The sequence below is a fragment of the Pseudoduganella sp. SL102 genome (assembly GCF_027856995.1).
In the GTDB taxonomy this organism is placed as follows: domain Bacteria; phylum Pseudomonadota; class Gammaproteobacteria; order Burkholderiales; family Burkholderiaceae_D; genus Rugamonas; species Rugamonas albidiflava.
The window spans coordinates 2,455,794-2,482,625 of the sequence record NZ_CP115554.1 but is presented as its reverse complement, the minus strand read 5'-3'; the positions used below and the strand labels follow the sequence as shown (position 1 = coordinate 2,482,625).

Annotated in this window: 25 protein-coding genes; 8 read left to right on the top strand and 17 right to left on the bottom strand. The window is 61.0% G+C overall.

The window, feature by feature from the left end:
* Positions 1-26 precede the first annotated feature (26 nt).
* The gene (locus tag OU994_RS10525; RefSeq protein ID WP_131146946.1) at positions 27-218 is read left to right on the top strand and encodes a hypothetical protein; all 192 of its coding nucleotides are present in this window, start codon (positions 27-29) and stop codon (positions 216-218) included.
* A 238-nt stretch (positions 219-456) separates the two neighbouring features.
* Here OU994_RS10525 and OU994_RS10520 read toward each other — a convergent pair whose 3' ends face one another.
* Positions 457-1,155, bottom strand: coding sequence for an aspartate/glutamate racemase family protein (locus tag OU994_RS10520; protein WP_281610694.1), 699 nt, complete (start codon positions 1,153-1,155; stop codon positions 457-459).
* 227 nt (positions 1,156-1,382) lie between these two features.
* Entirely contained in the window at positions 1,383-2,453 is a 1,071-nt protein-coding gene (locus tag OU994_RS10515) for a DUF4214 domain-containing protein (protein ID WP_281610693.1), read from the bottom strand.
* A 447-nt stretch (positions 2,454-2,900) separates the two neighbouring features.
* On the opposite strand from OU994_RS10515, the gene OU994_RS10510 reads away from it, so the two are divergent.
* Complete coding sequence (locus OU994_RS10510; RefSeq protein WP_131146949.1) at positions 2,901-3,536, top strand: SAM-dependent methyltransferase; 636 nt, start codon at positions 2,901-2,903, stop codon at positions 3,534-3,536.
* A gap of 55 nt (positions 3,537-3,591) precedes the next feature.
* On the opposite strand, the gene OU994_RS10505 is transcribed toward OU994_RS10510, so the two are convergent.
* Entirely contained in the window at positions 3,592-4,146 is a 555-nt protein-coding gene (locus OU994_RS10505; protein ID WP_281610692.1) for a hypothetical protein, read from the bottom strand.
* Positions 4,147-4,369: 223 nt separating this feature from the next.
* On the opposite strand from OU994_RS10505, the gene OU994_RS10500 reads away from it, so the two are divergent.
* Both OU994_RS10500 and OU994_RS10495 read left to right on the top strand, forming a co-directional pair.
* On the top strand, positions 4,370-4,996 hold the full coding sequence (locus tag OU994_RS10500) for an N-acetylmuramoyl-L-alanine amidase (protein ID WP_281610691.1): 627 nt from the start codon (positions 4,370-4,372) through the stop codon (positions 4,994-4,996).
* Positions 4,993-5,391 (top strand): hypothetical protein, encoded by a 399-nt coding sequence (locus tag OU994_RS10495; RefSeq protein WP_281610690.1) that lies wholly within the window; start codon positions 4,993-4,995, stop codon positions 5,389-5,391. Before OU994_RS10500 ends, OU994_RS10495 begins: the two co-directional genes overlap by 4 nt.
* A 108-nt stretch (positions 5,392-5,499) precedes the next feature.
* Here the strand turns inward: OU994_RS10495 and OU994_RS10490 are convergent, their stop codons facing one another.
* The gene (locus tag OU994_RS10490; protein WP_281611615.1) at positions 5,500-6,405 is read right to left on the bottom strand and encodes an NAD(P)/FAD-dependent oxidoreductase; all 906 of its coding nucleotides are present in this window, start codon (positions 6,403-6,405) and stop codon (positions 5,500-5,502) included.
* 253 nt (positions 6,406-6,658) lie between these two features.
* Here OU994_RS10490 and OU994_RS10485 point away from each other — a divergent pair, with 253 nt between their 5' ends.
* The gene (locus OU994_RS10485) at positions 6,659-8,761 is read left to right on the top strand and encodes a PQQ-dependent sugar dehydrogenase (protein WP_281610689.1); all 2,103 of its coding nucleotides are present in this window, start codon (positions 6,659-6,661) and stop codon (positions 8,759-8,761) included.
* A 22-nt stretch (positions 8,762-8,783) separates the two neighbouring features.
* Here OU994_RS10485 and OU994_RS10480 read toward each other — a convergent pair whose 3' ends face one another.
* From OU994_RS10480 to OU994_RS10460, 5 genes are all read right to left on the bottom strand, one after another.
* The gene (locus tag OU994_RS10480; RefSeq protein ID WP_281610688.1) at positions 8,784-9,215 is read right to left on the bottom strand and encodes a hypothetical protein; all 432 of its coding nucleotides are present in this window, start codon (positions 9,213-9,215) and stop codon (positions 8,784-8,786) included.
* 72 nt (positions 9,216-9,287) lie between these two features.
* Positions 9,288-9,608 carry a hypothetical protein gene (locus OU994_RS10475; protein ID WP_281610687.1) on the bottom strand — a complete coding sequence of 107 codons (321 nt, stop codon included), beginning with the start codon at positions 9,606-9,608 and terminating at the stop codon, positions 9,288-9,290.
* A 234-nt stretch (positions 9,609-9,842) separates the two neighbouring features.
* On the bottom strand, positions 9,843-10,616 hold the full coding sequence (locus OU994_RS10470) for a LytTR family DNA-binding domain-containing protein (protein WP_281610686.1): 774 nt from the start codon (positions 10,614-10,616) through the stop codon (positions 9,843-9,845).
* A complete protein-coding gene (locus OU994_RS10465; protein WP_281610685.1) occupies positions 10,613-11,686 on the bottom strand; it encodes a sensor histidine kinase in 1,074 nt (357 codons plus the stop codon). Before OU994_RS10465 ends, OU994_RS10470 begins: the two co-directional genes overlap by 4 nt.
* A gap of 3 nt (positions 11,687-11,689) precedes the next feature.
* Positions 11,690-12,382 (bottom strand): DUF4386 domain-containing protein, encoded by a 693-nt coding sequence (locus OU994_RS10460; RefSeq protein WP_281610684.1) that lies wholly within the window; start codon positions 12,380-12,382, stop codon positions 11,690-11,692.
* Between the two features lie 751 nt (positions 12,383-13,133).
* On the opposite strand from OU994_RS10460, the gene OU994_RS10455 reads away from it, so the two are divergent.
* Entirely contained in the window at positions 13,134-14,525 is a 1,392-nt protein-coding gene (locus OU994_RS10455) for a DUF4214 domain-containing protein (protein WP_281610683.1), read from the top strand.
* 27 nt (positions 14,526-14,552) lie between these two features.
* On the opposite strand, the gene OU994_RS10450 is transcribed toward OU994_RS10455, so the two are convergent.
* Together OU994_RS10450 and OU994_RS10445 are read right to left on the bottom strand one after the other, a co-directional pair.
* The gene (locus OU994_RS10450; RefSeq protein ID WP_281610682.1) at positions 14,553-15,152 is read right to left on the bottom strand and encodes a response regulator transcription factor; all 600 of its coding nucleotides are present in this window, start codon (positions 15,150-15,152) and stop codon (positions 14,553-14,555) included.
* A complete protein-coding gene (locus OU994_RS10445; protein ID WP_281610681.1) occupies positions 15,149-17,251 on the bottom strand; it encodes an ATP-binding protein in 2,103 nt (700 codons plus the stop codon). The genes OU994_RS10450 and OU994_RS10445 overlap by 4 nt, the downstream gene beginning before the upstream one ends.
* A gap of 182 nt (positions 17,252-17,433) precedes the next feature.
* On the opposite strand from OU994_RS10445, the gene OU994_RS10440 reads away from it, so the two are divergent.
* Complete coding sequence (locus tag OU994_RS10440) at positions 17,434-18,774, top strand: MFS transporter (protein WP_281610680.1); 1,341 nt, start codon at positions 17,434-17,436, stop codon at positions 18,772-18,774.
* A gap of 876 nt (positions 18,775-19,650) precedes the next feature.
* Here the strand turns inward: OU994_RS10440 and OU994_RS10435 are convergent.
* From OU994_RS10435 to OU994_RS10410, 6 genes are all read right to left on the bottom strand, one after another.
* Entirely contained in the window at positions 19,651-20,079 is a 429-nt protein-coding gene (locus OU994_RS10435) for a hypothetical protein (RefSeq protein ID WP_131146963.1), read from the bottom strand.
* Positions 20,080-20,090: 11 nt separating this feature from the next.
* Positions 20,091-20,582 (bottom strand): type VI secretion system tube protein Hcp, encoded by a 492-nt coding sequence (locus OU994_RS10430; RefSeq protein ID WP_281610679.1) that lies wholly within the window; start codon positions 20,580-20,582, stop codon positions 20,091-20,093.
* A 149-nt stretch (positions 20,583-20,731) separates the two neighbouring features.
* Entirely contained in the window at positions 20,732-21,175 is a 444-nt protein-coding gene (locus OU994_RS10425) for a hypothetical protein (RefSeq protein WP_281610678.1), read from the bottom strand.
* Positions 21,176-21,599: 424 nt separating this feature from the next.
* Positions 21,600-22,886 (bottom strand): PD-(D/E)XK nuclease family protein, encoded by a 1,287-nt coding sequence (locus tag OU994_RS10420; protein ID WP_281610677.1) that lies wholly within the window; start codon positions 22,884-22,886, stop codon positions 21,600-21,602.
* A 139-nt stretch (positions 22,887-23,025) separates the two neighbouring features.
* Entirely contained in the window at positions 23,026-23,607 is a 582-nt protein-coding gene (locus tag OU994_RS10415) for a hypothetical protein (RefSeq protein WP_281610676.1), read from the bottom strand.
* A 100-nt stretch (positions 23,608-23,707) separates the two neighbouring features.
* Positions 23,708-24,343 (bottom strand): hypothetical protein, encoded by a 636-nt coding sequence (locus OU994_RS10410; protein ID WP_281610675.1) that lies wholly within the window; start codon positions 24,341-24,343, stop codon positions 23,708-23,710.
* Positions 24,344-25,253: 910 nt separating this feature from the next.
* Here OU994_RS10410 and OU994_RS10405 point away from each other — a divergent pair.
* Positions 25,254-26,468: a site-specific integrase gene (locus tag OU994_RS10405; RefSeq protein WP_281610674.1), complete on the top strand. Its 1,215-nt coding sequence runs from the start codon at positions 25,254-25,256 to the stop codon at positions 26,466-26,468.
* The last annotated feature ends 364 nt before the right edge of the window (positions 26,469-26,832 follow it).

The following is a 26,832-nucleotide window of genomic DNA, read 5'->3' as shown; positions in this document are numbered from 1 at the left end:
GTGTAAGCTGGCAACCGGAGGTAACCATGCAAAACGAACGCCGCACCCAGCCGAACGAACCGGTGGCCGAAGCCGTCGATGCCACCGTGGACCTGATGCCGAACATCAGCCGCTACCAGGCCGCCCTGGTGATGGCGCGCGATGGCGTGCCGACACCGGTGATCCGGCGCGTGCTGGACGAACCCGCGCAGCGGCGCGGTACCAGGCGGGGCGCATAACTCGCTCTGCCCGCCTCACGGCGCTGCGACCGATGGCGGGTGCATCGGTCGCGGCCTTTGGTTGCTTGCCCTTCAGCAGCTGACCTTGATCGGCTGGCCTTGATCGACTGTCCTTGACCGGCTGGCCTTGATCGGCTGTCCTTCAGCAGCTGTACTTCAGCAGATCCCCTTCAGCAGTGCCCCTTCGACAACTGCCCTTCAGCAGCTGCCCTTTATCGGCCGCTCTTGAACACGCTCTTCAGTCCCCTTCCCGCAGGGCCCGCTCCGCGGCCGCGATGCCGTGCAGCGCGGTGGTATCGAACAGCGGCACGGCCGCATCGTCTCCATTGACGAGAAGGGAAATCTCGGTACAGCCCAGGATGATCGCCTGCGCGCCGCGCGCCGCCAGGCCCGCCATTACGCGGCGGTAGAGTTCGCGCGAAGCCGGTTCGATGCGCCCCTGGCAGAGTTCTTCGTAGATGATGCGATGCACCAGCTCGCGCTCATCGGCTGGCGGCACCATTACCTCCAGGCCGCGCCGGACCAGCCGCTCCCGATAGAACGGTTGCTCCATCGTGAAGCGCGTACCCAGCAGGCCAACCGTTCCCGCACCGGCGCGCACCACGGCATCGGCTGTCGGGTCGGCGATATGCAGCAACGGGATGCCGACCGCGGCGGTGATGGCATCGCTGACCGCATGCATGGTGTTCGTGCACAGCACGATGAAGTCCGCGCCGGCGCGCTCGAGCGCCGTGGCCGCGTCCGCCAGCGCGGCGCCCGCGGCAGCCCAGTCGCCGGCGTGCTGCAAGGCCGCGATCTCGTGGAAGTCCACGCTGTACAGCACGATCCTTGCCGAATGCCGGCCGCCGAGGCGCCGCTGTATCGCCTGGTTGATTTCACGGTAGTACGGCACCGTCGATTGCCAGCTCATGCCGCCTATCAGGCCGATGGTTTTCATGTGGGCTCCTGGTGGAAGCGCCATCGTAGGGCAATCGCGCGCGCCCGGGCAGTACAGCGGCATGCCTTACTGTACTGGACCATCCGCCGGTACATGCCGGGCGGACGTTCGCGAAGACCTTGCCGCTTCAGCGGGCCTGTGCCGCGCCGTCCACCGACCGTGTTCACGGGTCTCGGCCAGCAAAAAAAAGGGGGCCGAAGCCCCCTTTCATCTGCGCCGAGCGACCGTCAACTGATGATGTTGTCGACGATGGTGACAGAACCCACCACGCCTGGCTCGTTCAACTCTTCATGGTTGGCCGCCACTCTCGCAAACTCGGCCACCACCCCGGCCCGCGAGGCCCCGCTCTCCAGCGCCGCCACCCAGAACGCCGCGCCTGACGTGTCCGCCGTTCGGCCCAGCGCGTTCTGGTACAGCTCGGCGATGAACTCGGTGTTGTCCAGATCCGGGTTGCCATACTCCGTGGAGTTAAGGAACCCTTGCGCGATCGCGTCGACGGTCTGATCCTGCTGTAGCGCGCCGAACCAGAAATCAAGCCCTTCCGCGTCCGCCGCTCGACCCAGCACCGCCTGGTACAGGTTCGCCACAGCCGCTTCCGCCTCGTTCGCCGCGAAGATCAGGGCATCGCCATCGTCGAGCATCACGTACTGCGCATTCGATATCTCGACCTCGACCCCGGTTGTCGCATTGGCGATCATCACGGACCCGTCTCCCGCCGTGACAGTGAAGTCGGTATCCTGCCCGACCGCCTGCAGCATCGTGTCGGCACCGCCGAATACCGTGCTGCTGCCCTGCGCCGCGACCACCACCGTGTGTCCGTCGCCCGCCAATATCGTGTCGCCATCGCCGGCGATGACCTTGGTGGCCACGTCATCCAGGATCGTGATTTCGTCCGCCTGCGCCGTTCCCACGATGACCCGCTCGAACATCTCGTCGCCCTCGGCCGCCTGCGGCCCTGCGCCAAGGATGATCTCGCCTTCCACTCGCGCAGCCGCCGGGGCGACCGAATTGAAGGTTGCCTCCACGCCGCCGCCGCCCTGGAACACGATCACTTCCGTATCGCCGGTGACGGTGACCGTCGTTGGCGTGGTGCCAGTGAGGTCCACGAAGAGCAGTTCGGTTTCATCGTCCGGATTGATGACGGCGTTATTGGCCGCGCTGAGGTTATCGATGGTGATTTCGGGATCTTCCGTCGTGCTGATCAGGGCAAGGATGCTCTCGATCGTCGATTCGCTGAACACTTCGGACGACGCTTCCGCCAGCTCGGCAGACACGGTGGTTTGGTCTTCTACATACATGGGATTCTTGCTCCTCAGGTTGATTCCCGGCGTTAGGAGACAGGTATCGCATAACGGCCCAGGCCGGGCGCATGGGTCGTTCAGCATGACTAGCTTCGCTTTGCTGCCTTGGCGCGTGGCGGCAAAGTGTCTGGCATCGTTCGATAACGCACAGCGTGCCACGTTTTTTCCAAGCATGTCGGCACGATTGGTACTGAATCGGCATCGATGTTGTAAATAAGTTTACTGTAGTCGTTTAACTAAATAAAACGCTGGAAAATGCTCGACTTTTATGGCTGGACGTGGGGAGTATTTCGGCAAATCAGGGCAAGTTCGCAGGGATTGTGGCTAGCGAAATGCAATGAACCGGTGTGTACGCATTCACGGGAACTCTCGCTTCAGCCCGACAATCCCGCTTCTGTCCGCGCGGCATGCTGTATCATCCCGCCCCTTATACGAAAGCCGCATATGCTCATCATCACCATCAAGCAGGGCAAGGAAAAAAGCCTCCTGGCGGGCGACCCGTTCATCTATGCCTCCGCCATCGAGAAGGTCGACGGCAAGCCGCAGGAACGGAACAAGCCGGGCGCCACGGCCATCGTGCAATCGTCGGCACGCCAGTTCCTGGCCCGGGCCGCCTATAACGCCAAGTCGCAGATCGCCGCCCGCGTGTGGACCCTGCGCGAGGATGAACCGGTCGACCACGCGATGATGAAGCGGCGCGTGCAGGCCGCCGTGGCGCGCCGCGCCGCCGCCGTGCGCAACGCGGATCCCCAGGCGCTGGTGCTGCTGGTCGATGGCGACAAGGATGGCTTGCCGGGGCTCGTGGTGCAGGGTTATGGCGGCACTGCCGGATATCTGGTGTGCCAGTTCAACGCTGGTGGCGTCGACCTGTGGAAAGTGGCGGTGGTGCAGGCGCTGCTGAGCGCCACCGGCTGCCCGAATGTCTACGAGCGCTGCGATGCGCTGCTGCGCAAGGGCGAAGGCCTGCCTGTCGCGCCACGCGCGCTGGCCGGGGATGAGCCGCCGCAGCGCCTGACGGTGCGCGATGGCCAGCGGCTGGTGCCGATGGATATCCGAACGGGGTTCGTGTATCCCCGCTGACGGGCAACCCTGCGGCGGCGCCTGTCCGGCTTACCGGGCCACACGCACGCCGGGCTCACGGCGTGCTCTGGAATTCGATGCGGTGATTCAGGTAGGCGCGCCGGCTGTGATGGCCGAACACGCGCAGGTTTTCCTGGTGCCCGGCACTGCGCTGTTCGCGCTGCATGCGGCGGATCAGCGCACGGTCGCCGAGCGGTGCCGAGGTCGGCGTGAAGATGTCGCGGCGCACGCTTTCCCGGGCATCGGCACCCCGTGAAATGATGGCCAGGCTGCGTGTCGCCGGATCGAAGTAAAGCCGCAGCCAGCCGGTATTCATGTCCTGCAGATAGATGCCGCCATCGCGCTGCTGGGCAAAATAATGGTCGCCGCACACGGCCTTCGGGTCGCGCTTCCACTCGCAGGCCAGCAGGATCAGCACATGCCGGTCGTCCAGCTTCCGGATCGAGATGCGGCCTTTCGAATATCCCCAGTTGCTGGCCGGTACGGTGGTCGACGATGCCAGGCCGTAGTCGCCCGCCAGGTCGTCGATCGTATCGCCGGCCGATGCGGGGATGCAGAAGAAGAGCGCGGCAAGTGCGGCGGCGGGCGGCAGGCGGCGCAATCCGGTCATGGCGGCACACAGGAAATTGTCATGCCATCGATTATATGGCGATGCCGAGCGCCAGCTCACCGCGGCTGCTTTTGCAATCACCTGCGGCGGCTGTCGCGATAACGGCAGGCGTCAGGTTTTTTCTTGCGCAAGCCTTCCCGTGTGCCTATCTTGAATTGCGCGAGCGTGGCACGTTGCCTCGCATCCGGCCCCGATCCACGAATCATTGAACAGGGAGCTGTCCATGGCGGACGAGATAGTCTGGTCGGGTGGAAAACTGATTCACGCGAGGGTGACCGACAAGGTCAACAGCAAAATCGAGAAGGGAACTCTCGCTGGGGTCAACGCCATCGTAGTGCATCAGACTGGCGCTGCGACGGCGCAGTCATCGTTCAGCAGCTACGATGCGGGATTGAATGGCGCACATTTTTTGATCGATACCGATGGCGCGATCTATCAAACGGCAAGGATTGACCAGAAGTGCTGGCACGTCGGCAACATCCGCTCGCGGTGCAATGAAATGAAGGCCTGCGATACCGATGCGTTGAAAGCCGTGAATGCCCTCCTGTTCAAGAAAGGCGAATCCTACAGTGCACGAATCAAGAGCCTGAGCCAGCACGAAGCCGGCAAGGCTTACCCTGTCCGGTATCCGATCAACGAAGATTCACTCGGGATCGAGATTGTCGGCGAGTTCTCCGCCAAATCGCAGACCTATGCGACTGTCAACAAGAACCAGAACACTTCCTTGTCGTGGCTCGTCGGCGTATTGGAAACAAAGCTTGTATTGGACGCAGACGATATTTATCGCCACGGCTCGATAGCTTACAAGCAAGCCAGCGAAGGCAGCACCGCAAACTGGACCAACCCATGATGTCCTCCGGGTGCAACCTGGGCACTCTGCTGGCATTGGTACTGGCTACCGGCTGTTCGAGCGCGGTGCCGGACGAACGTGCTGTCGCGTTGTCTCATGTTGAAATACGCGCCAGCGGCGCGGATCAAGGCGGGGAGTTTTGCAAGGATTTCAGGCTGACTCCCCGCCAGGTCGAGGAATTCTTTGGCCGCGCCAGGACATTGCCGCCACAACGGCTGCATGATGCGTTCGATTCATTGCCATGCTGGGTGCGCGGCGCCGCGCGGTCGCCACGGGGACAAGTGGAATGGGAAATTCGCGCTGGCAACACGGCAAGGATGACTTTTCCGGATGGCAGCGTGCAACTGTTCGGCTGTGAAGCCTGCGACGCCTTGAAGCCTGCGACGCCTTACTGATGAAGAAGTGACTGCGCCAAGCGGCCATGCTCGCTTGGCTGGTCTTCGGTACGAGCAGCCCAGCGGCTGGCATCCGCGCGCCAGCCACGCTCCTCGCGGCCCTCCGCGCTAGCCGAACACCAGCGACTGGTGCGCATGCACGCCGGCCAGCACGCCGGCGGCCGATGCCAGGGTCGCGCTGTGCATCGGCGTCGCCGCGTCGCCGGCCGCGAACACGCCGGGCACGGTGGTCTGCTTGCGCTCATCGACGCGCACGTACGGTCCGAACGGGCCCTCGTCGAATGCGCAGCCCAGTTGCCCGGCCAGCGGGCTGGCCGGCTTTGCCCCTGGCGACACGAACAGCGCGCCCAGCGTGACGACGCGGCCATCGGCGAGGCGCACGCCGTCGAGGTCCGGCGTGTTACCCAGCAGCGCGGCCACCGGCACGCGCTCGATCGCCACACCCCGTGCCGCCAGCAGCGCGGCCTGCTCCGTTGCCGGCTCCTCGCCGCCCTGCGTGAACAGGATCGCCGGCCCCCAGTCGGCAATCAGTGCAGCCTTGTGCGCGGCCATCGCGTCGCCGCCCAGGATGCCCAGCGTGCTGCCGGCAACCTCGTAGCCGTGGCAGTACGGGCAGTGGATGACGGTACTGCCCCAGCGCTCGGCCAGGCCGGGCAAGTCGGGCAGTTCATCGCGCACGCCGGTCGACAGCACGAGGCGGCGGCCGTGCTCCTGGCGCTGGCCGCCGGTGCCCTCGATCTCGACGACAAAGCCGTCGCCGGCCCGGGTGGCGGCCGTGGCCGATCCGTCCGCGAACGTCACGGTGGGATAGCGCGCAAGCTGCTCGCGCGCTTCGGCCCGGATCTGTTGCGGGGGTTTGCCGTCATGGCCCAGGAATCCGTGCGCGGTGGCGGCGAACCGGTTGCGCGGCTGGCCGGCATCGACCAGCAGCACGCTGCGGCGCGCCCGTGCCAGCTGGAGTGCGGCGGACAGGCCGGCGAAGCTGCCGCCAACGATGATCGCATCGAACATGATCGCTCCTTATGTACTTTATGGAGTTACATGATAACGCAAAATCAGCATCATGCAACTGCGTTTGTTACGTAAGTATTGTTGCGCAACGATTGTTACGCAAGCGCGGTTCGCTTCCCTGGCGGTGTCTAACGGTGCGGAGGCCGTACCGGGCTTGGATTATGCTGCCCTTGGCTGGCCCGCCGGGCCCCGAGTATTCATGAGGATCGATGCAATGCGACATTTTCCGAATGGTTCAACTTCACTCGGGCCGCGGGTGAAGCCTGCGTTCGCCGGGACGCGCCGCCGCTTTGCGCCGCGGCTCCAGGCCAATTGCCGTGTGGCGGTGCAGGCCACCGTCGCCATGGGAATACTGGGCGCCGCGCCAGCGTACGCGGGCGAATCGGCGACGCTGATCAGCGCCGACTCGCAGCGCTGCCTGGACATCGCCCGGGGCAGCCAGGAGCCGCGTACGCCAGCCATCATCTTCGACTGCCACGGCGGCGCCAACCAGCAATGGGAATTCACCGCGGCAGGTGAACTGCGCACGTTCGACGGCGCCCGCTGCCTGGATATCCGCGGTGCCAGCACCCAGCCCCAGGCGGTCGTTCAATCGTATCCATGCCATGGCGGCGCCAACCAGAAATGGACGCTGCGGGCGGACCGGACCATCGTCAATCCGGCATCGGGGCTGTGCCTGACCGTGAAAGGCGGCGAGACCGCCAATGCCACCGGCATCGACACATGGCGCTGCGAAGCCACCGCCCACCAGCAATGGATCGTCGGCGACACGGAGCCGCCACCGGATGACACGGAAGCGCCGACGCCGCCGTCCGGCCTGGCCATCAGCGCCCTCACCTGCCGCTCGGCCACGCTGAAGTGGGAAGCCGCCACCGACAATGTCGGCGTGGCCTACTACGACATCTACCGGGACGGGCAAGCCCTCGGCACGGTCAACGCCAGCACGCTCACCGCCCAGCTGGTGCTGACAGCGGGGGCCAGCTGGGGCATCTACGTCAACGCCCGCGATGCGGCGGGCAACGTTTCGCAGGCCAGTACCTCGCTCCAGGTACAAGTGCCGCAGTGCCAGGCGGACACCCAGCCTCCCTCCGTTCCCACGGGCTTGCGGGGCACGGTTGCCGGAACCACGGTGACCCTGAACTGGACCGCTTCCACCGACAACGTGGCCGTGACGGCCTATGACATCTACCGCAACAACATCGCGGTCGGCGCATCCGGCACGCTCGGGTACACGGACACAGGACTGTCCGCCAACACGACGTACCAGTACGCGGTCGCCGCGCGGGATGCGCAGGGCAATGTCTCGCCGCGCAGCGCCGCAGTGTCCCTCACCTCGGGCAATGCCTGCACCGACGTGATCTGCTCGACGGCCAGGGTGGCCCAGGACACGGATATTCCCTGGGGCCTGGTGGCCCTCCCGGACGGCACGGTGCTGTACAGCCGCCGCGACGCGAAGGACATCATCGCGCTCAATCCCGCCACCGGCGCAAAGAAAAACCTGGGGGTCATCCCGAACGTGCAGGGTACCGATGGCGAAGGCGGCTTGCTGGGACTGGCCATCGCGCCGGGATTCCCGGCCAGCAATCCGTGGCTGTACATCTACCACACCAGCCCGACGGACAACCGCATCGTCCGCGTCCGGTACGTGAACGGTACGCTGGACATGGCATCGCTCGAGGTACTGCTGAAAGGGATCGGCCGTAACAAGTACCACAACGGCGGGCGCCTGCGCTTCGGCCCGGACGGCAAACTGTACGCCACCACCGGCGATGCCCAGAACGGCGCGTATGCGCAGGACATCAACCACCTGTCGGGCAAGGTCCTGCGGCTCAATGCCAACGGCACGCCGCCGCCCGATAATCCGTTCGGCAACTATGTCTGGAGCTATGGCCACCGCAATCCCCAGGGACTCGCCTTCGACTCGCTGGGCCGTTTGTGGGAACAGGAGTTCGGCGATTCCCAGGATGAGACCAACCTGATCGTCAAAGGCGGAAACTATGGATGGCCCAACTGCGAAGGCGTCATCTCCCGCTCGGGCACGGGCTGCGCGACGACCGGCTATATCGCTCCCAAGTACACGTATCGCAACACCGAAGCGTCGTGCAGCGGCATCGCGGTCGTCCGCAATTCACTGTACGTGGCCTGCCTGCTGGGCAAGCGCCTGTATCGCAGCGAGATCAGCGGCGACAGGCTGGTCAATGTCCGGCAATTCTTCGTCGGTACCTATGACCGGTTGCGCACCGTGGAACCGACGATCGACGGGAACCTGTGGATGACGAACAGCGATGCCGCGGGCGACAAGGACAGTATCCCCAACAATACCGATACCGCGATCTACAAGGTCACGCTGAAGCCGTGAGCGGCTGGCCAGCCCCGCTGCGTCAGCGAGGCGCCGCTTCGTGGTTCGCTGCGGGCGGAACGGCGCGCAAGCGGGCGCCTTCCGTGCCAGCCGCGCAAGCCGCAAGCTGGCCGGCGGAGCGCAATGTCCCGGCATGCAGCGCGGGCACGGCGTCCGACTGGCCATAGGCTTTCACTTTGCGGTAGCGCTCCACGAACAGTGCGCCGGGCCGCCCTGTCAGTTCCGCAATGGCGTCCTTGCCCTCCTCGGCAACGATGGCGCGGGCCATCACGTAGCCCAGCGCATACAGCGCTTCATGGCCGTAGAAGCCCAGCGCATAGATGTCCTCGTAGCTGACCTGCGCGCCGGTCGTCAGCCCACGGCCTTGATCGAGGCGCTGTCGATGGTGACCGCCACCGCCCGGGCCGCGCCGACCGGCATTGCCGCAGCCTGCACAAGAACGGGCGCGGACCATGCCAGGCCAGGCGTGGCGATCGCCAGGGCTGCGATGCCGGTCAGGATGGCCTGGCGCATCTCGCTTCCTTTTTCATACTTCGTTCTTATTTTTTTCAAGACGGCGGAGCATGATCTGGCCGAGCTCCGATGGTTGTCTCGCCAGCGATTCCCGCAACGCTCCTGCATAGTCGAGATCAGCCGATTCAAGTCCATGCACGATACCCCAGCAGACACCTGCGCTGGGGTCATCCGGGAATCGCTCGAAAACGCGGAACAGGACCGGCAGGCACGCTGCGGACACATTCGTTTGCCAAAGCTCGATCAAGAGCCTGTCCAGCCCACGCCAATCGTCTGCCGGGCCAGGCTCGAACCGGTCGATATCGAACAGGATTTCTTGCTGTGGACGACTCATGATTCAGCTCCATCGAAGTCAGGCACAGGGCAGGCGGACCAGCGTTCGGGTCGAAGGACGGTTCCTGGCTGACAGCGAACCTGCTCTTCAGTGTACATCCCGTGTTGCTCTCCGATCAATAGCCCGGCAAGTTCCGGCATTGCCTGGCGACCGATGCCGGCAGCCCATAATCAAGGCGCGCGAAAATGAAAGGCCGGCCGCGAGATCGCGGGCGTTGCAGCCGATTTCCCTGGCTCACATCTGCCGGAACTGGTGCACGAAAGTACGGCTGACCGGCAGCGACTCGGTGCGATGCTTCAGGTGGATGGTGGCGGTCTCGCTGCCGCGCGTGATGTGGCTGACGGCGCGCAGGTTGACGGCGACGGCGCGGTGCACCTGCACGAAGTGGTCGCCATCGAGCTGCGCCAGCAGTTCCTTCAGCGGCGTGCGCACCAGCGCCTCGGCCGGCTGGCCGTTGTCGCGCCAGGCCACCGCCGTGTACTTGGTGTCCGAGCGCAGGTAGTCGATCTGGTCGGCCGGGATCAGGCGCAGGGCCTGGCCCACCTGGGCGTAGATCCAGCTCAGCGGCCGTGGCGGCGCGGCGCGCCCCAGTTGCGAGGCCAGTTGCCGCAGGAGCGCGTCCGTTTGCGTGACGGGCAGCGCGGCCGCGCGGCGCTCCTGCAGGCGGGACACCGTGTCGGCCAGGCGCGCCATCTCGACCGGCTTGACCAGATAATCGAGCGCGCCCTGTGCGAAGGCCTGCACCGCATAGTGGTCGTGCGCCGTCACGAAGACGAGATGCGCGCGCCGGCCGATGCGGCTGGCCGCCTCGACACCGGAGATGCCCGGCATGTGCACGTCGAGGAAGCAGATGTCCGGCGCCATCGCCTCGAACTGTTCGATGGCCTCGCGGCCGTTTCGGGCCTGTGCCACCACGCGCAGCTCGGGCCAGGCCTGGGCCAGCTGCCGCGCCAGCGCATCGCGCAGCAGCGGCTCGTCGTCGGCGATCAGGGCGGTGGGATGGTTCATGGCGTGCTTTCCAGTGCGGGGATTTCCACCTCTGCGCACACGCCCTGGGGCTGGCGCGCCATCAGGCGCAGTTGCGCGTCGCCGCCGAACGTCAGGGCGAGGCGTTCGCGCAGCGTGGCGAGGCCGGTGCCAGGCAGGCCCGATTGGCTGAAGCCGACGCCGCTATCGGCAACGCGGATCAGGCAGCGCATGCCGCGGCGCTCGATGCCGATATCGATGCTGCCGCCCTCCTCGCCCGGATCGATGCCGTGGCGGACGGCATTCTCGACCAGCGTCAGCAAGGTCATCGCCGGGCAGAGGACGGATTCGAGCGATGCGTCCACTTGCAGCGTATAGCGCAGCCGGTCCGGCATGCGCATGTGCATCAGCGCCAGGTAGGCTTCCACCAGGCGCACTTCCTGCCCGAGCGTGTCGCCGCCGTCATGCAGTTGCGGTACGGCTGCGCGCAGGTAGGCCGTGAGGCTGCGCAGGACCGCCGGTGCCTGGGGCGAGCCCACGTCGACCAGCGCCTGCACATTGGCCAAGGTGTTGAACAGGAAGTGCGGCGCGACCTGCGCCTGCATCAGCTTCAGGCGCGCATCGAGGGCCTGGCGCGCCAGTTCGCTGCGTTCCAGGTCGAAGGCCAGCGCCTGGTGGCGCGCCAGCGCATCCTTCTGGCGTACCAGCGCGGCCACCGCCGTCCATGGCCCCAGCAGCAAGCCCGCCATGGTGAGCAGCGCCACCCCGGAGAGCCGCTCCGGAACCGCCCAGAATGGCGGCGCGCCGGCCTCGGTCGAGAAGAGATAGATCGACAGCGTGGTGAACGGCACGGCCAGCGCCACGCCGCCGACCTGCAACGCCCAGCGGGCCACGCGCTTCGGCAACCGCCGCGGCCAGCGCTCCAGGATGGAAAACGCCAGCACCCCTGCCAGCCCGACCGTGGCGGCACGCAGCCACAGCGCGGGCAACGGCACGTCGAACAGCAGGCCAAGTGGCCCGCATGCCGCCATGGCCACCGCGGCCGCGACAGCGATGCGCCGCAGCAGCACCGCAGCGTCGAATCGCGTGATGGAGGTGACGGCAGCCGGCAAGGGTCAGGCCTGTGCCACGGTGCGCTGTGCGCCACCTTGCCGCGCGCGGAAGCCCAGCGCCAGCAGCAGGCAGCCGGTGGCAAGCTGGCTCGCACCGGCCGGCGCCACGAGGGTGAAGTTGAATGGCTGTCCCGCTACGTGGAGCAGGATCGCCACCAGATGCAGCGCTACCGCCGCCATGCCGAAGGCGGGCAATGCACGGGGCAGCAGGCGTGAACGGAACAACAGGGCATACAGGGTCAAGCTGGCGACTCCGCTGAGAAACAGGGTAAGATAGTGAATCCAGTAGCGCGCGCTGCCGGCGAACACCTGGGCGGCATCGAACAAGGCCTGCTGTGGCGCGCTGGCCGCTGCGTGGGCCTGGCTCAAGGATAACATTGCCAGCAGCATGCCCTGCTCGATCACCGTTACCGCCAGTCCCGTCGCCGCCAGGGCCAGCAGCGCCAGCGGCAGGCATTCGCCGTTCCGGCGCCACACGGGCCAGCCCGCGAGCACGATGCACAGCATCAGGGCCGCCGGCACCAGCACCAGCATCGCGCCCGCCCTGACGCTGCCGGCATTGGCGGCTGCGTTCACCAGATAGCCCGGGTCGTCGAAGGCCGGCGGCAGCACGACGAAGAAGCCAACTATGCCGGTGGCCATGGACAGCAGCATCATGAGGCCGACCAGGCGACCCAGTTTGTTTTCGGTGACCATTCACGCTCCCTGTGTGTTGATGTGTGGGCGAGTATGGCGTTGGGAAAGCGTGGGTGCAAAAGGAATGCGACGAGGTACGGTGGCGCGGGATGAACCACGAATCGGGCGGATGAGCACTGGGACCCCCGGAGGAGATGCCGTCAAATGACTTCATACCCCAACACTTCATCGAGCCTCTCTTCCACTGAGAGTGACGAGGCAGGCCGGCGATGCAGGATCGCTGCGGCATGCGGTCAAAAAAATGAAGCCACCTCTTCACCGATTGCGGATGGCCGTGAGTATTGGTGAGAATTACTTACCAGACAATCCTGTACAATTTCCACTATTCAATCTTAATTACGAAATCGCAAATTACTTTGGTTGCTATGCGGCATTAATTGCGACCAATGTCGCCCGCGTGCCGCCGGCATCTCCATCTCCCGTGAGGTCAAGGGCGGCGAGGCGCTCCGGTAACGATACATGCGAGTCGCCGGCAGCCTGGAGACGAGAAATCAAAAATTATCGACGGGGTCCTTTTGCTCACGCCTGCTTCCTTGCGACTGGCTTCAGCTTGACCGCGATGCCGGTCATATTTAACGAAGCATGGCGCGGGCATTCATATCGATAGCCACCGCAGCGATCATTCCTGGACAGAGCCGACGTATCGCTCGCTGCGACGCCTGGCTGGACGACCGCCAGAGATTCCATGGTCATCTAACAGAAAACTAAAAGGCGTAACAGCACGCCACACTACTGACAGGGAGGTCAGAAAATGCCGACATACAAAACCTTAGACTTTTTACCAGACTTGAGTTCCCCGGAAATGAAGTCAGCCATCCGGCTGGAACTTTCTAAAGCTGAAGATAATAGTGTTGGATGGGACAATAGTGCCAGCTATTACACTTCCGAGAAATATGCCATTCTCAACTCGACATTCTCGTTTACCGCCAGGGAAGGTGCTACTTACGACATTTTCAGCTATAGCTATTTCGATCCGTTCCTGATTCAAGTCTACGACTCCGCAGGTAATGTCGTTGCTGTCAATGGACCCGATATCACGTACGGCATCGACATGGTATTCGACTTTGTCGCTCCCTACTCCGGAACCTACTATTTTTCTGCCGGGTGGGACCAAGGCTCGTATTATCGCGCCGTGTCGGTCGGGGTCTATGAAAATGTGGACTCCATCGTCGCGATTTCACCGGGCACCCCGCCGGTAACGCCACCCGTGCCGGTTCCACCGACCGCGAACGTTCTCAAAGGCGGAAGCGGCAACGACACATTCCTGGCGACCGCTCTGGAAGATCGTGTCAGCGGCGGAGACGGTATCGACACCATTCGCTACCTCAAGCCAGGCAGCGATTATCGGATAATGAAGAATGGCGCGGAAGTCATCGTCGCGCCAAAGATGGGCACACTATCTGCCGACACGCTGGAGTCCGTGGAGAATATTCAATTTTCCGATACGACTGTCAATCTGGAATACAGTGACGTCACGCAAGCCCTGTACATCGGCTATTTCGGCCGGGCGGCCGATCCTGGTGCCCTGGCCAGCTTCCAGCTGCAGTTGTCCGCGCTGGAGGCGCCCACCAACGTGATCGATTTCGCGGCCCGATACAACTCGGACCCATCCGTGAAAGCACTGGTTGATTCGTTCGGTACCAGCCTTGAATCCAAAGAACTTTACTCCGGTGACACGACGAGCTTCGTTAACGCGATCTACACGAACATCCTCGATCGGGCTCCCGATGCCGAGGGATTGGCATTCTGGACCGGCGCAATCGACTCGGGCGCATTGAGTCGGGCCAACGCTTCGATATCGATCATGTCCGGCGCGCTGGCGAACGACAGCGCGCAAGGAAGGCTCGATGCGACCCTGATCGACAAGAAGATCGACGTGGCCACGAACTTCTCTCTCAGCCTGGATACGCCGGCAAAGGCCGGCAGTTATGCGGGCACCGCAGCCGCCACGCTGGTACGTGATCTGCTGGAGGGCGTCGAGAGTACAACCAACGTCCTTGCTTACCAGGACGAAGTTGGTGAAGCGGTTGCCTCCCTGGTGAGTGCACGACCCGTGGCGGCCGCCGACGTTCGACCAGATGCTGGAGCAGCGGCGGTCATCGGGATATCCGAGACAGGCGCGCAAGACCAGTATTGGTTGTAATCGAGGCCGCCCGTTCGCGGCGCAACATCAATCCAGCCACGGATGCGCCGACAGCCAGCGCCCCAGTTCGTTATCGTTGGCGCATTGCAGCTTGCTGAAGATGTTGGCACGGTGCGTTTCCACCGACCGTGGCCCGCATGGCGGCACCAGCGTGCGGGCGATCTCCTTGTTTTGCTGGCCGACGCCGACGAGGCGGGCGACCTCGCGCTCGCGCGGCGTCAACTGCGCCCATTGCCACAGCGCCTGGGCGCGGGAGCGGGCCAGCGCGATGGCGGAGGGAAGCTTGTCGAGCAGTTGCCGGGTATCCGGCTTTTCCACCCAGTCGTAGGCGCCGCGCCGTACCGCTTCGAGGGCGGTCGCGATATCGCCGTGGGCCGACAGGAACAGCGTAACGAGCGGACTGTGTGCAGCGAGCAGCCGCTCGAAGACGGCCAGGCCGCTCATCCCGCCCATCCGCAAATCGAGGATCACGCATCCCGGCTGGCGCATGTCGACCGCCTCGAGGAAGGCTTCGCCGGAGTCGAACGCCTGGACCGCCAGGCCCTGCGAAAACAGCAGGAGCAGCAGGGAACGGCGCAGCGCCTCGTCGTCGTCGACGACATATAAGGTCAGGGGAAAATCTTTCATGGCACGGTGGGCAGTGTAAAGGTGAAGGCGGCGCCGCCGCCGGCGCGGTTCTCGACGGCGATGGCACCGCCATGCGCCTCCACGATGGTACGGCAAATGCTCAATCCCAGCCCCAGGCCGTCCGGCTTGCTGGTGTGGAAAGGCGTGAAAACCTGGTCCAGCTGTCCGGCCGGAATGCCCGGGCCACGATCGGCCACCTGGATGCTGACCGCTGGCCCGGCCGGGTCGCTGGCCAGGTCGATGCAGCGCCGTGGCGCGGGAAGATCCTGCACCGCCTGCACGGCGTTGTGGATCAGGTTGACGAGTACCTGTTGCAGCAGGACCTGGTCTCCCCGTATCGAAGCGCCGCCATCGCGTAGCGACAGGCGCAAGGTGACACCATGGCGTTGCAGCTCCGGCCGCAGCAGCGCCTCGGCATGGGCGATCACGGTGGCCACCGGCACCCTTTCATACAGCGCGCGTTGCGGGTTGATGAAGGACCGCACCCGCTTGACGATCTCACTGGCGCGCTTCGACTGGTCGACGATTTCATCGAGGGCCCCGGCAATCATGTCGGATGGCCCTTGCGCGGCAAGCGCGCGCGCCGCGACGGCGAAGTTCGACAGCGCCATCAATGGCTGGTTGAGTTCATGTGCCAGCGTGGACGCCATCTCGCCCACGCTGGCCAGCCTGGCACTGCGCTGGAGCCGCAGTTCCTGCTCGCGCTGCCGGGCTTCGGCCTGTTTCTGCGCCGTGATGTCGACCACGGAACTCATCCACCCGCAGTGCTGCCCTTGCGCATCGACCAGCGGCGCCGTGTAGACCATCGTGATCACATCGTGGCCGTCCTTGTGCCGGATGCGCGACTCGAAGCCGTGCGGCGCCGCCCTTCCCTGCAGCGCCGCGTCGCTCTCGCGGGCCTGCTTTTCCAGGTCGTCCGGATGCCAGTACGGATACGGCGGCCGGCACCCTAGCAACTCTTCCGCGCTGTATCCCACCATCGCGCACAGCGACGGATTAACGTAGATGATCTTGCCTTCGGGATCGCGCGCGCGCATGCCGACCAGCAGCGAGTCTTCCATGGCCTTCTGGAACGCGTGCGCCTTCTGTAAATCGCGGGTGCGCTCCTCGACACGCCGTTCCAGTTCCAGCCGTGCCGACTGCTGCTCGGCATAGCGCTTCTCGCGCAGGCGCCAGTACAGCGCGCCGACGAAGACGAGTGCCACGGCGAGCGCGGTCAGGGCCAGTGCCGCCTGGCGAGCCTGGACCACTTCCTTCATGTCGGAGGTGACGGTCAGCGTCCACCCCAGTTCCGGCAGCGGGGTATCCAGCGCGAGCAGCCTGGCGCGCTGCCCGTCCAGCGTGGTGCGCAGGATGAAACCGTCCACGCCTTGGGGCGCGCTGACAGTCCACGGCAGGACATCGAAGCGCCGCCGGTTGCCGTATTGGACATGCTCGGCGATCCAGCGCGCATCGGCAGCGGAGACCGGGCGAACGCCGTGGAACAGCCAGGCGGGCACGCTGCTCAGGAAGACGATGCCGCGGCTGTCGCGCAGCACCACCGGCTCGCTGCCGCGCATCCAGGTCGCCTGCAGCGGCTCCAGGCTGATCTTGACGACCACCACGCCGAGGATCTTGCCGGCCGCGCCGACCGGTTCGGCGATGAACAGGCCCGATTGGCCCGTCGTAAGGCCGAGTCCATAGAAAATCCCCCGCTTGCCGCGGATGGCATCCTCGAAATACGGCCGCTGGTGGTAGGACTGCCCCATGAAACTCGTTGGCAGGTTCCAGTTGCTGGTGGCGAGCGTCATGCCCGCGCGGTCGACCAGGAACAGCGCGGCGGCGCCGGTCGTTACCTGCAGGTCGGCGAAGTAGGCGTTGACGCGTGCCCGCAGGGCCGGATCCCCGGGCACGCGAAGTAAATCCTGCACATCCGGGTGGCGCGCGGCGGCGTGGGGCAGGAAGTCATGTTTCTCGACCAGCCCCCGGAGACCCAGTGCGTGCGCCGCCGCGGCCTGGCGCAGGGCGTCCGTCTTGACTTGCAGCTCGAACCGCTCGGCCCAGTTCCCCGCAGCGACGATCAGGACGATCGCTCCCGCGGCGGCGGCAAGGGCCAGCATTCGGCGTCGGTTGAACCAGGTGGCCATCGCAATCCATGTGACTCTGAGCAGCGAACGATAACAGTTGCACGGCCGGCGCGGCACCGCCTCCGTAATTCTACGGAGACGGCAGCGCCGGAAGTTGCGGATGTCCGCCGCCGTGCCGATGGCGACAATGAGTCTTCTGATAAAGGAGACAACCCATGAATACAGTCACAGGCAAGGCGATCGGCGGCGCTCGCCCCGACACCAGCGAACGCATCTCCGGCGCGCGGCTGCGTGCGATCTTCGTCGGCTCGGCGGGCAACCTGGTCGAATGGTTCGACTTCTACTGCTATGCGGCGTTCGCGCTGTATTTCGCCAGCTCGTTCTTCCCTTCCCAGGACCCCACCGCGCAGATGATGTCGACGGCAGGCATCTTCGCGTTGGGCTTCTTCGTGCGACCACTCGGCGGCATCCTGTTCGGCCACCTGGGCGACCGGCATGGCCGCAAGGTCGCGCTGATGGCTTCCGTACTGCTGATGTGCGTGGGCTCGCTGCTGATTGCCTGTGCGCCGACGTACGCCACGGCCGGCATCCTGTCGCCGTGCATCCTGCTGCTGGCGCGCCTGCTGCAAGGCCTCAGCCTGGGCGGCGAATACGGCGCCAGCGCCACCTATCTCTCGGAAATGGCGGACTCGAAACGGCGCGGCTTCTACGCCAGCTTCCAGTACGTCACGCTGATCGGCGGCCAGCTGCTGGCACTGGTGCTGCTGCTGGTCCTGCAGAACTACTTCCTGGATGACCAGCAACTGCGCGAATGGGGCTGGCGTATCCCGTTCGTGATTGGCGCGCTGCTGGCGCTGGTCGCGCTGATGATGCGCCATGACATGCCCGAGACGCAGTCCTTCGAGGCAGCGCGCAAGAAGGCCAAGCCGATGGGCGGCCTGAAGCAGCTGGCCCAGCATCCGAAGGAAGTGCTGCTGGTGATCGGCCTGACGATGGGCGGCACCCTGGCCTTCTATGTCTACACCGTGTACATGCAGAAGTTCCTGCGCCTTTCCGTGGGCCTGACCGATGCGCAGACCACGGCTGTCTCGGCCGCCTCGCTGCTGTTCGCCATGTGCCTGCAGCCGCTGTATGGCGCGCTGTCGGACCGGATCGGCCGCCGTCCGCTGCTCGTGGCGTTCGCCCTGCTCGGCACGATCTTCACGGTGCCTTTGCTGACCGCCATCCGCAACGCCAGCGGCCCGTGGGAAGCGTTTGCGCTCATCGCTTGTGCCTGGATCATCGTCTCGGGCTACACGTCGATCAATGCGCTGGTCAAGGCCGAGCTGTTCCCCGCTTCCATCCGCGCTACCGGCGTGGGCGTGCCCTATGCCGTCGCGGTGTCGGTGTTCGGCGGCACGGCGGAATACCTGGGGCTGTGGTTCAAGTCGATCAACCTGGAGAGTGGGTTCTACTGGTATGTGACTGGGGTGATTGCGTGCACGCTGGTGGTTTGCTGGTTCATGCGGGATACCGCGGCCAGTTCGAAGATTGATGAGGAGGCGCGTAGCCACTGATCCGGGTGGCGGGCACTTAGCGCTGCCGAATGGTGCCCCGGGATGCAGGTCTTTTCGTCCCGTTCGCTGAAATGGAAAAGACCGCTGCGGCGGTCTTTTGCTTTTTTTACGTAACGTGCCCAATGGTTTCAACCTGAAGAATGCCTATGGGAAGTCATGTGCTAGCGATGGTGGGTTAAAACTGGGCACTTTCGATCTGACGGAACTACCTAGCGGCCACGACGCCGCAACCATAGCACCAGTGGCGTCAGGACCGCTGTGCCAACGAAAGAATAAAGAATGAGGCCGAACGCTATATCGATACTCATTCGCGGATCGAAGAAGATTATCGATAAGTACACAACTACAGCTACCAGAAGAGCAACACCAATCGAAATGAATGTGCTTTTCATGAGAATGACTCCGCTATAGGGCAATTCAGATAAATCCCAGCCTCACTGCCGCCTGCCTGCACGACCTCCTCGATGAAGGATGCGCAATTATCATGAACAACGCCACAAAGCCATTCGAGTTTGATATTGAAGTAGTGAGCTGGCTTCGGTTATTCGATGCTATTCAAAGAGTAGAGTTCAGAGTGCTTATCCGAAATTCCCGACGGTGCAGTAGGACGCAATTGTTCCAATTACATTAGCCCCTAAAGCAAAAGTCCGCCGCAGCGGCCTTTTGCTTTCCCGAGAAATGTGGTCATCTCCCGCAACTAACGACGACGATTCCGAAAAATTAACACCAGCGCTGTTACGAACGCTGAGCCGACGAAAGAATAAAGAAGGAGACCAAACGCATAATCGAGATTCATTTTCGGATAGAACAAAATTATCGAGACATATACAATTCCAGCTACCAGAAAAGCAATGCCAATCGAAATGAGTAGGGTTTTCATGAAAATGACTCCGCCCTAGGGCAATTCAGATAGATCCCAGCCTCACTACCGCCTGCCTGCACCACTTCCTCTACAAAGGAAGCGCAATTGTGAATCAAGCCTCCCCATAGCCACGGCTTTTCCATCAGTTCGTGCAGTTTATCATGCGCGCCTTTAGGGTTCTTAAGAACGATAGGCCAACGACGAATCTCCCGCTTGCCGTTTTCGTTCAGGTACCGCGTGAATTCACTCTCGTGCATAAATTTAGGCATGTCGTAAGGGCCCGAAATATGCGCATACCAACTCCAGTTACTCCCGACGTGCAGTAACGCATGACCACAAGGGTTGAAGCTGTCGCCAGACACAATAACCGCACAGGCATGTCTGAAGTCTGCCTCCTCAAGAGGGCATATGATCATTCGGGCTCCGTCATAGGGCTTAGACATAGCTCCTCCGATCAGCATACTTTATGAGTGGAGCAATCCCAACCGCCCTGCGTATTACCTTGCATTCCGCCCTTTATCGATTGGCGTATGTAATTCCACTTGATTTTGGCGTACGCGAACTGGACCCGCTCAGTAATAATTCCCCCATCGCCGCTATCCGGAGTAATGCTTGCGATAATCAAGTTTTCGAGTTCGATCTTGAAGTACGTAATCGGCTTGCCGTCCCCGTCAGCCCTTATGAACTCGAATACTGCGTTGGATAGGGTCTTCCCAACGGCGCAGGTTTGCAAAAGGATAGGGGAAGCCAGGTCGGCCAGTTTCTGAAACGTGATGGGATAGAGGTTAGCCCTGCCTGTTGTATGCCCGCCTGCCGTCGACAGGACCGTAGCTCTTGGCTGGTGAACTGCATAGACAACGCTTTGCACTTCGATCCAGTTTCGATGTCGTTCGTCTCCAGATTCTCCGTTGATCCCATCTATCTTCAAATATGCATCGGTTGCCATTTCTGTCTCCTTGGTCAGGGGTGGATCAGATAGCGATTCTTGATCCGGCGCAACAGACAGAAGTTGGTTTGCAACAGAAATACGAGCGAGCGAGATCAATGACTATCCCTGCGTAACGACAGTAAGCGTTGGCTGTGCACCGTCTCGAGCTAGTTGGCAGAAGCGAGAAGATAGTGAACACGCCGCTGGGAAGCGGAGTCAGCCAACCAGCCCGGCATGGAAGTGCGTGCTCTGCGCGATACCTGGCACGGCGCACGCAGCGAAGGGTGCACGAACGAGGGCATCGATATCGCGTCGACGGCGTCCTGCCTTGGAACTGCGCTACCTTCGACCAGAACGGGAAGCGCGAGCGTCTTGGGAATGGCCACCGGCCGGATGGGATACAGGATTCGCTCGATGATCGAATGCAGGAAGGGATAACCCGCCACGAGGATGGCGGCTATCACGAGGCTTTGAGGAGTATTCATATCCGGATTCCGACTGATCGGAAAACCCAGCAGATGAAGGCAAATCGGCGCATCCCCAGATTGCACGCGGTTCGCGCCCGAATATGCCTGTCCGGAGCTGGCCAATGGCTGCGCCAGCTGAATCACTCGCCATCCTTGCCGCCAACCTTGCCATGCGGCGCGGCGAGTAGCGTAATGCTAGCTGGTGCGCGCGGAAAGCCACCGGTGTTCCCCTCCCCTGTTCACTGCTATGCTAGAACCGAACATCCGCTTGCCTGGCCGCCGGGCCAGTCGCGCTCACGGCCCATATCGTCGACATGGATCTCACCGCCTCCACACTCGCCATACCATCGCGGCAGGCGCCTTCGCCGTCCTACACGGTGCTGCGCAGTCTCGGCAAGGGTGGTTATGGCGAAGTGTTCGAACCCCGTGGCCCGACCGATGCGACAGGCAATCATGGCCCCTGTCGCATTCGCTGGCTAAGCTCCGACGTCCAGTCGAACAGCGGAGTGTCAATGTCGAAGCCAACAGATTTCAGCAGAATGTCGCCGCCAGCCTCATTACATCACAGCTAACCCAACACCTCGCCAATGACTTTGGCCGTGCGTTCGAAAAGCTTCAGAAGCTTTGGTTCGACATCTTTTTCAGTGAGGTTAATCTGACGACCCAGCGTGCGATAATTTGCAACGAGTTTCCCTTTTGCCAGTTCAGGAAACTCTTGCGTAAGCGCATCCCTCAATTGCAGCTCCAAAGCCTCATCCGCCGCACTGGCGCAATAAACGGTTGATATGCTATAACTGACACCGGAAGATTTCGCATTCTTCATACGCCGGACATGCAAATACAATGGCCACATGCCATCCGAATTCATCAGCTTTTGCCAGGACTTTTCGAAAATACTCAGATAGTGTGCCCCGTATTCCGAAATTAAAGCGCACTGCGGAAGTTTCCCTTTCATTCCAGTCTCTACGAATGCGAGCGACTTCATTTCAAGCATTCGATCTATAATTTCGGAATGATGGTTAACATATATCCACATATCCCCCTGCAATTCCTTTGGAGTGAGCTCGGATAGTGCTTTTTTCCGAACCTCGGCGAAATCCCCAAGTATCTGCCGGTATTCCTGGACGAGAATTGCCAGCGTATCAGCAAGTTTTTCTTCTTCTTTGGGTGCATAATCGGTCTGCATCTGACAGTAAGCAACCACCAACGAGGCTGATTGATTCCCTCTACGCATCTGCATTTCGGCTCTCTTTGCTCCGTTCTCTAGCCACTGGTAATCCACATGTGCCCATCTGCTGGACAGGTTATCACTGCTTTCAAAATCGCCTTCTTGCTTAACATAGTTCCGGTTCAGTGCAATATATGCGGTTTTGAAGCTGGCAAACGCGGGCCGCCGACGCAATTCGGCTGCAACTTCCGTGTAGTACTCTTCAAGTTGGGTTGCGCCAAATCGTGCGCCGTGCTTGTTCTCGACGACGATGAATAACTCGTTGTCCGCATCAACCATCAACAGGTCAAGTCGCTTATCGCTCCGAAGCCGGTATTCGCGAATTAGGAATATCGAGTGGAATCCCGTACTCGCTATGCGGCTAGGAGTCCAGTGTTCGAAGAATATTTTGTTCGAATAGGTGCAATCTTTGGCAGCCCCATATGCCGCAGTCAAGAAGTCCTTGAGTAGCATATCGCCCTGCCCATGTCCTTCCCGAGGGTTGAACAACCACTTCAGGATCTCGGAATGCTGATTTTCCGATGGACGGATGATGTCGAAGATGTCGTTTGATCTTTTAAGAGATTCGATCGCCTCCCCGAGCCTTGGATCGCTTACAAACCTCTGAAACATTTCCGCATTGAGCATATGAATCTCTTTATAGATCGATACAATTAATCAGAACGGACACTGGAGATCAAGGCCCACTGGTCCTGCCTTCGGGAAAGCTTACATCAACCGCATTTACATAACTCCGTTAACGCAGAGATTCTTTCCGTCCATTGCTTCATTTGACAGATGGCCCCGAAAGGTCATGATCATCCATGGCAATTCTCTGTTTGGATTGATTTGCATGACGCTGCGTACGCAATTCGCAGAGCGCGCTATTGTAGGCGCGAATGAGTGAACCGACCAGTTCCCGGGTATCAAGATCTTTATGCTGCGCGAGCCTATTGCCAATAAATTCCTTTGCAGCTGGATGAAGGTCGGTTTCCATGGTCGATACGAGGTCATGGAGTGTCTCTGCCGAGAATCGATCGTAGGACTTCCTGACCTTGTCAGTCTCCTTACTGACAAGCCGATCGCGTTCCTGGTTCTTTTTTGCTGTAACCTCTCTGGCAATCAATTTCGGCCATTCAAGATCCGACCATCCTTGGACGGTATGCATCCGCGTTTGAGATGCTGGCTCCCAGGGCGCCAGAACGCTGACGTTCGAAACGCCCGGCCCCAAGACTCGTTTTTTCCACTGAGCAAAAGTCTCATCTTTTATAGGCCCTGGTACATTGCTACGATGCGGAGCACCGTCAAATTCGACCATTATTGAATAAGTCTTCAATATCTTAAGGCGATATTTATCTGTTTCTTGCATGAATTACCTCATCAATAAAATCAAGACTCGACTACCTACTCATCCAATACATTAATCCCATGACGCCATCATTAGTGACAGAGACCATTGCAATCAGATTTTAGATCATAAGCAGTATGTCCACCTCGACTGTGTCTGCAGCACCATCGTATGCCAACCCCTGGATATGCCACGGCGCTTTGAATGTGCTTCTAAACTCGGTATATGTGAGCTTCAGGTCAAGCGGAGGAATACCGCCCACAGGGCTGCGTACGACAATAACGGTGCCGCTCGCTTCGGGCAAGCTTCCACGCTGTCTTTTCAAATCTTCCACTGCGTGCCTCATTGCAGTTATCGTCCTATTTTCTCCCATCGCTTTTCCGGTTGCAAAGAACATGCGGCCACTCGCGCCGCTTTGAACAGTGGATATAACGTCCGTAATGTCGCAGCTAACCGGCTGCCATGAAGTAAGCGGCAACAACAAGGCATGCTGTACTCGCCTGGCCAGTTCAGAGCAAGGCATACTGGTATAAATTAACAGGAGGTCGGCCAAGTCATCGAGCTCCCGTGCTCTCTCGGCCCCCATCACCAGTGTTGGCTCATCGTTGGTAACGACGATCCGTACAATCAGCGAGGCTTTCGCCGGCAGCATGCAGTCACGCAACTGCTCCACGCGTCTTAAGGTATCAAGCGTATTTTCGCAACAGGAGAGCACCTGTACATATGGAGAGCGAAGTTCGGCAATGTCGGTCGGCATCTTGGGCGTCCATTAGTTTCTTGATTGAGATATTTATCGACGCCAGGTCAGTGTATAACAAATATTTCCATGATACCAATACAGGATGAGAAACCTCTACAATTGATGTAATAATGCTCAGCAAGCTCGGGGATTGCTCTGTCAACTCCCTGAGAGCGAAGATTGCGATCTTACTCGCAGGAACTTGTTGAATGAACATTGGGTTTCCGCATATTCATAGGCGAACGGTTCCTCGGCAGCGTTTTCGACGCGGCAATGCCAAGCCACGCGTCAATTTGGTCAAGACGCGGTCAAAGCGTCGGATGGGAGGTTTCCATGCAACTGGACGATATGCTGATGAGCGCCTGCGAGTACGGGAAGGCGTCCGCGCTAGCGGCGGCATCCCTTTCGCAATGCGGCGACTGGCGCCTGGAAGGCCTGCACAATCCAGGCAAGCTAGCAGCACGACCACTACAGTCGAGGTCGCAAAGCGAAGCGCGACGCGGCTCCGCCGAGTCGCTGGAGCGGCGTACGCCGCCGGCAAGCCGGCGCGTACGCCGCATTGAACGGTGTGAACGAGCGCGCGCAGGGCGCGCGAAGCCGTAGAGAAGTGATTTCCGCAGGGCGGAAATCACTTCTCTACGACAGATGGGCGATTCGGATAGGGCTGCGCCAGCAGGCGTGCGCCCTTCGAATCTCACGCGGAGAGCGCGCAGGCGCTCTCCTCGCTTGCGCCAGAAAAGCAAAAAGACCGCCGCGGCGGTCTTTTTGCTTTGTTCTCTGGCGGAAGCGGTGTCCGTCTAACTATTAATCCAAGTCCATCCATTACCATCCCGCCTCTCTCTGACTTCCCTATGAATTACGCCATGTATTTGTCTAAGCTCATCCATTCGGATACACTGGAATCTACAACACAAACGGGGGTAGAAACGTGGGTAAGCGACAGGTGGAACGACTCAGTGCGGTGGCGGTAAAGAAGGCGACGACTGTTGGATACCTCCCGGATGGCGGTGGCTTGTACCTACAGATATCCCCTACCGGCTCTAAGTCATGGATTTACCGGTTCACGCTCAACAAGAAAGAGCGTCAGATGGGGCTAGGCTCCTACCCTGACGTACCACTAGCAAAAGCTCGGGAATTGGCGACGGCTAGCCGTCTACTAGCGAAGAGTGGTATTGACCCAATCACCGCAAGGGATAACGAACGAAACGCTTTGCAACAGCAACGTACCTTTGCTGAATGTGCAGAGGAATACCATCAGATACACCAGCACACGTGGAGAAATGAGAAACACGCTTCCCAGTGGACGAACACCTTGAAAACGTACGCGTATCCGATATTCGGCACGAAAGCCGTCTCTGACGTGTCGAAGGCAGACATCCTTGCTGCCCTGACTCCGATCTGGACGACGAAATCAGCGACAGCGGCAAGGGTAAAGCAACGCATCCATGCAGTACTCGACTGGGCGGCTGCCAAGGACTATAGGCACAACCATGACGCAGGGATTTGGGCACAGATTACAAGGGCATTGCCGGCTGGCAGAGGCAACAGGGGCAACTTCGCTGCGTGCGCTTACAAGGATGTCGCATCTACTCTTTCAGCGATTCGCACCTCTGGCAGCGATGATTCGGCAAAGTTGGCGCTGGAATTCATTGTGCTGACAGGCGCCCGTACTGGCGAGGTACGTCTTGCAGAATGGTCTGAGATTGATTTTGATGGAAAACGCCGGATCATTCCAGGCGAACGCATGAAGTCAGGTAATGAACACCGCGTCCCTCTGTCCCCACGGGCACTGGAAATTCTGGAAGCGCAAAGAGGGAAACACCCGAAGCTCATCTTCCCGAACAACAAGGGCAAGCCGTACTCGGATATGGCATTTACGGCCACTTTGCGCAGGCTTGGTTACGAGTTCACAGTCCACGGGTTCCGATCCTCGTTCCGGGACTGGGCAGCGGAACAAACGAGCTACCCCCATGCTGTCTGTGAAGCCGCCCTGGCTCATACGATGAAAGACAAAACAGAGGCAGCGTACTTCCGGTCCGACCTGTTTGACAAGCGACGTGAATTAATGAATGACTGGGCAGTGTATTGCACCGAAGAAAAACCAAGCTCTGTTGCGCAGACAGAGATGGCAACGCAGTATTAAGCATTTCGTACCGTTCTGCATGTGATAGCCTTGTTCATTATTCAATTCCTGGCACCAGCCGTACCCAAGATGGGGTAACAGTGCAAGTACGCCCCCTCCCACGCACCATGAATCGAATAGGGGGCCTTCTAAGGCACCAAGAAGGCGCCCCAATACATTCAGGCACCCAATCCAGCCTGAACGGCACAAACGCCACCAAGGCCGTTTAAACCGGCCTGCAATTAGCGATTGCAATTTGCAAAGAACCGTGTTAAAGTATCTGGTTGACAATGCTCGCTATGAACGTTTTACATTCATCGTCATTTCAGTGCACGGCCATCGCTGCAAGCCGCATAGGCTCTACGTTTTAGCCGCTCCCTGCATC

What these genes read in the sequence shown, in the direction of transcription:
- OU994_RS10420 (WP_281610677.1), bottom strand. Translation starts at nt 22,886, where the DNA reads ATGCTCAATGCGGAAATGTTTCAGAGGTTTGTAAGCGATCCAAGGCTC.
- OU994_RS10415 (WP_281610676.1), bottom strand. Translation starts at nt 23,607, where the DNA reads ATGCAAGAAACAGATAAATATCGCCTTAAGATATTGAAGACTTATTCA.
- OU994_RS10460 (WP_281610684.1), bottom strand. Translation starts at nt 12,382, where the DNA reads ATGGTCACCGAAAACAAACTGGGTCGCCTGGTCGGCCTCATGATGCTG.
- OU994_RS10440 (WP_281610680.1), top strand. Translation starts at nt 17,434, where the DNA reads ATGAATACAGTCACAGGCAAGGCGATCGGCGGCGCTCGCCCCGACACC.
- OU994_RS10470 (WP_281610686.1), bottom strand. Translation starts at nt 10,616, where the DNA reads ATGAACCATCCCACCGCCCTGATCGCCGACGACGAGCCGCTGCTGCGC.
- OU994_RS10410 (WP_281610675.1), bottom strand. Translation starts at nt 24,343, where the DNA reads ATGCCGACCGACATTGCCGAACTTCGCTCTCCATATGTACAGGTGCTC.
- OU994_RS10475 (WP_281610687.1), bottom strand. Translation starts at nt 9,608, where the DNA reads ATGAGTCGTCCACAGCAAGAAATCCTGTTCGATATCGACCGGTTCGAG.
- OU994_RS10435 (WP_131146963.1), bottom strand. Translation starts at nt 20,079, where the DNA reads ATGTCTAAGCCCTATGACGGAGCCCGAATGATCATATGCCCTCTTGAG.
- OU994_RS10520 (WP_281610694.1), bottom strand. Translation starts at nt 1,155, where the DNA reads ATGAAAACCATCGGCCTGATAGGCGGCATGAGCTGGCAATCGACGGTG.
- OU994_RS10455 (WP_281610683.1), top strand. Translation starts at nt 13,134, where the DNA reads ATGCCGACATACAAAACCTTAGACTTTTTACCAGACTTGAGTTCCCCG.
- OU994_RS10445 (WP_281610681.1), bottom strand. Translation starts at nt 17,251, where the DNA reads ATGCTGGCCCTTGCCGCCGCCGCGGGAGCGATCGTCCTGATCGTCGCT.
- OU994_RS10515 (WP_281610693.1), bottom strand. Translation starts at nt 2,453, where the DNA reads ATGTATGTAGAAGACCAAACCACCGTGTCTGCCGAGCTGGCGGAAGCG.
- OU994_RS10430 (WP_281610679.1), bottom strand. Translation starts at nt 20,582, where the DNA reads ATGGCAACCGATGCATATTTGAAGATAGATGGGATCAACGGAGAATCT.
- OU994_RS10500 (WP_281610691.1), top strand. Translation starts at nt 4,370, where the DNA reads ATGGCGGACGAGATAGTCTGGTCGGGTGGAAAACTGATTCACGCGAGG.
- OU994_RS10510 (WP_131146949.1), top strand. Translation starts at nt 2,901, where the DNA reads ATGCTCATCATCACCATCAAGCAGGGCAAGGAAAAAAGCCTCCTGGCG.
- OU994_RS10480 (WP_281610688.1), bottom strand. Translation starts at nt 9,215, where the DNA reads ATGGTCCGCGCCCGTTCTTGTGCAGGCTGCGGCAATGCCGGTCGGCGC.
- OU994_RS10505 (WP_281610692.1), bottom strand. Translation starts at nt 4,146, where the DNA reads ATGACCGGATTGCGCCGCCTGCCGCCCGCCGCCGCACTTGCCGCGCTC.
- OU994_RS10525 (WP_131146946.1), top strand. Translation starts at nt 27, where the DNA reads ATGCAAAACGAACGCCGCACCCAGCCGAACGAACCGGTGGCCGAAGCC.
- OU994_RS10450 (WP_281610682.1), bottom strand. Translation starts at nt 15,152, where the DNA reads ATGAAAGATTTTCCCCTGACCTTATATGTCGTCGACGACGACGAGGCG.
- OU994_RS10495 (WP_281610690.1), top strand. Translation starts at nt 4,993, where the DNA reads ATGATGTCCTCCGGGTGCAACCTGGGCACTCTGCTGGCATTGGTACTG.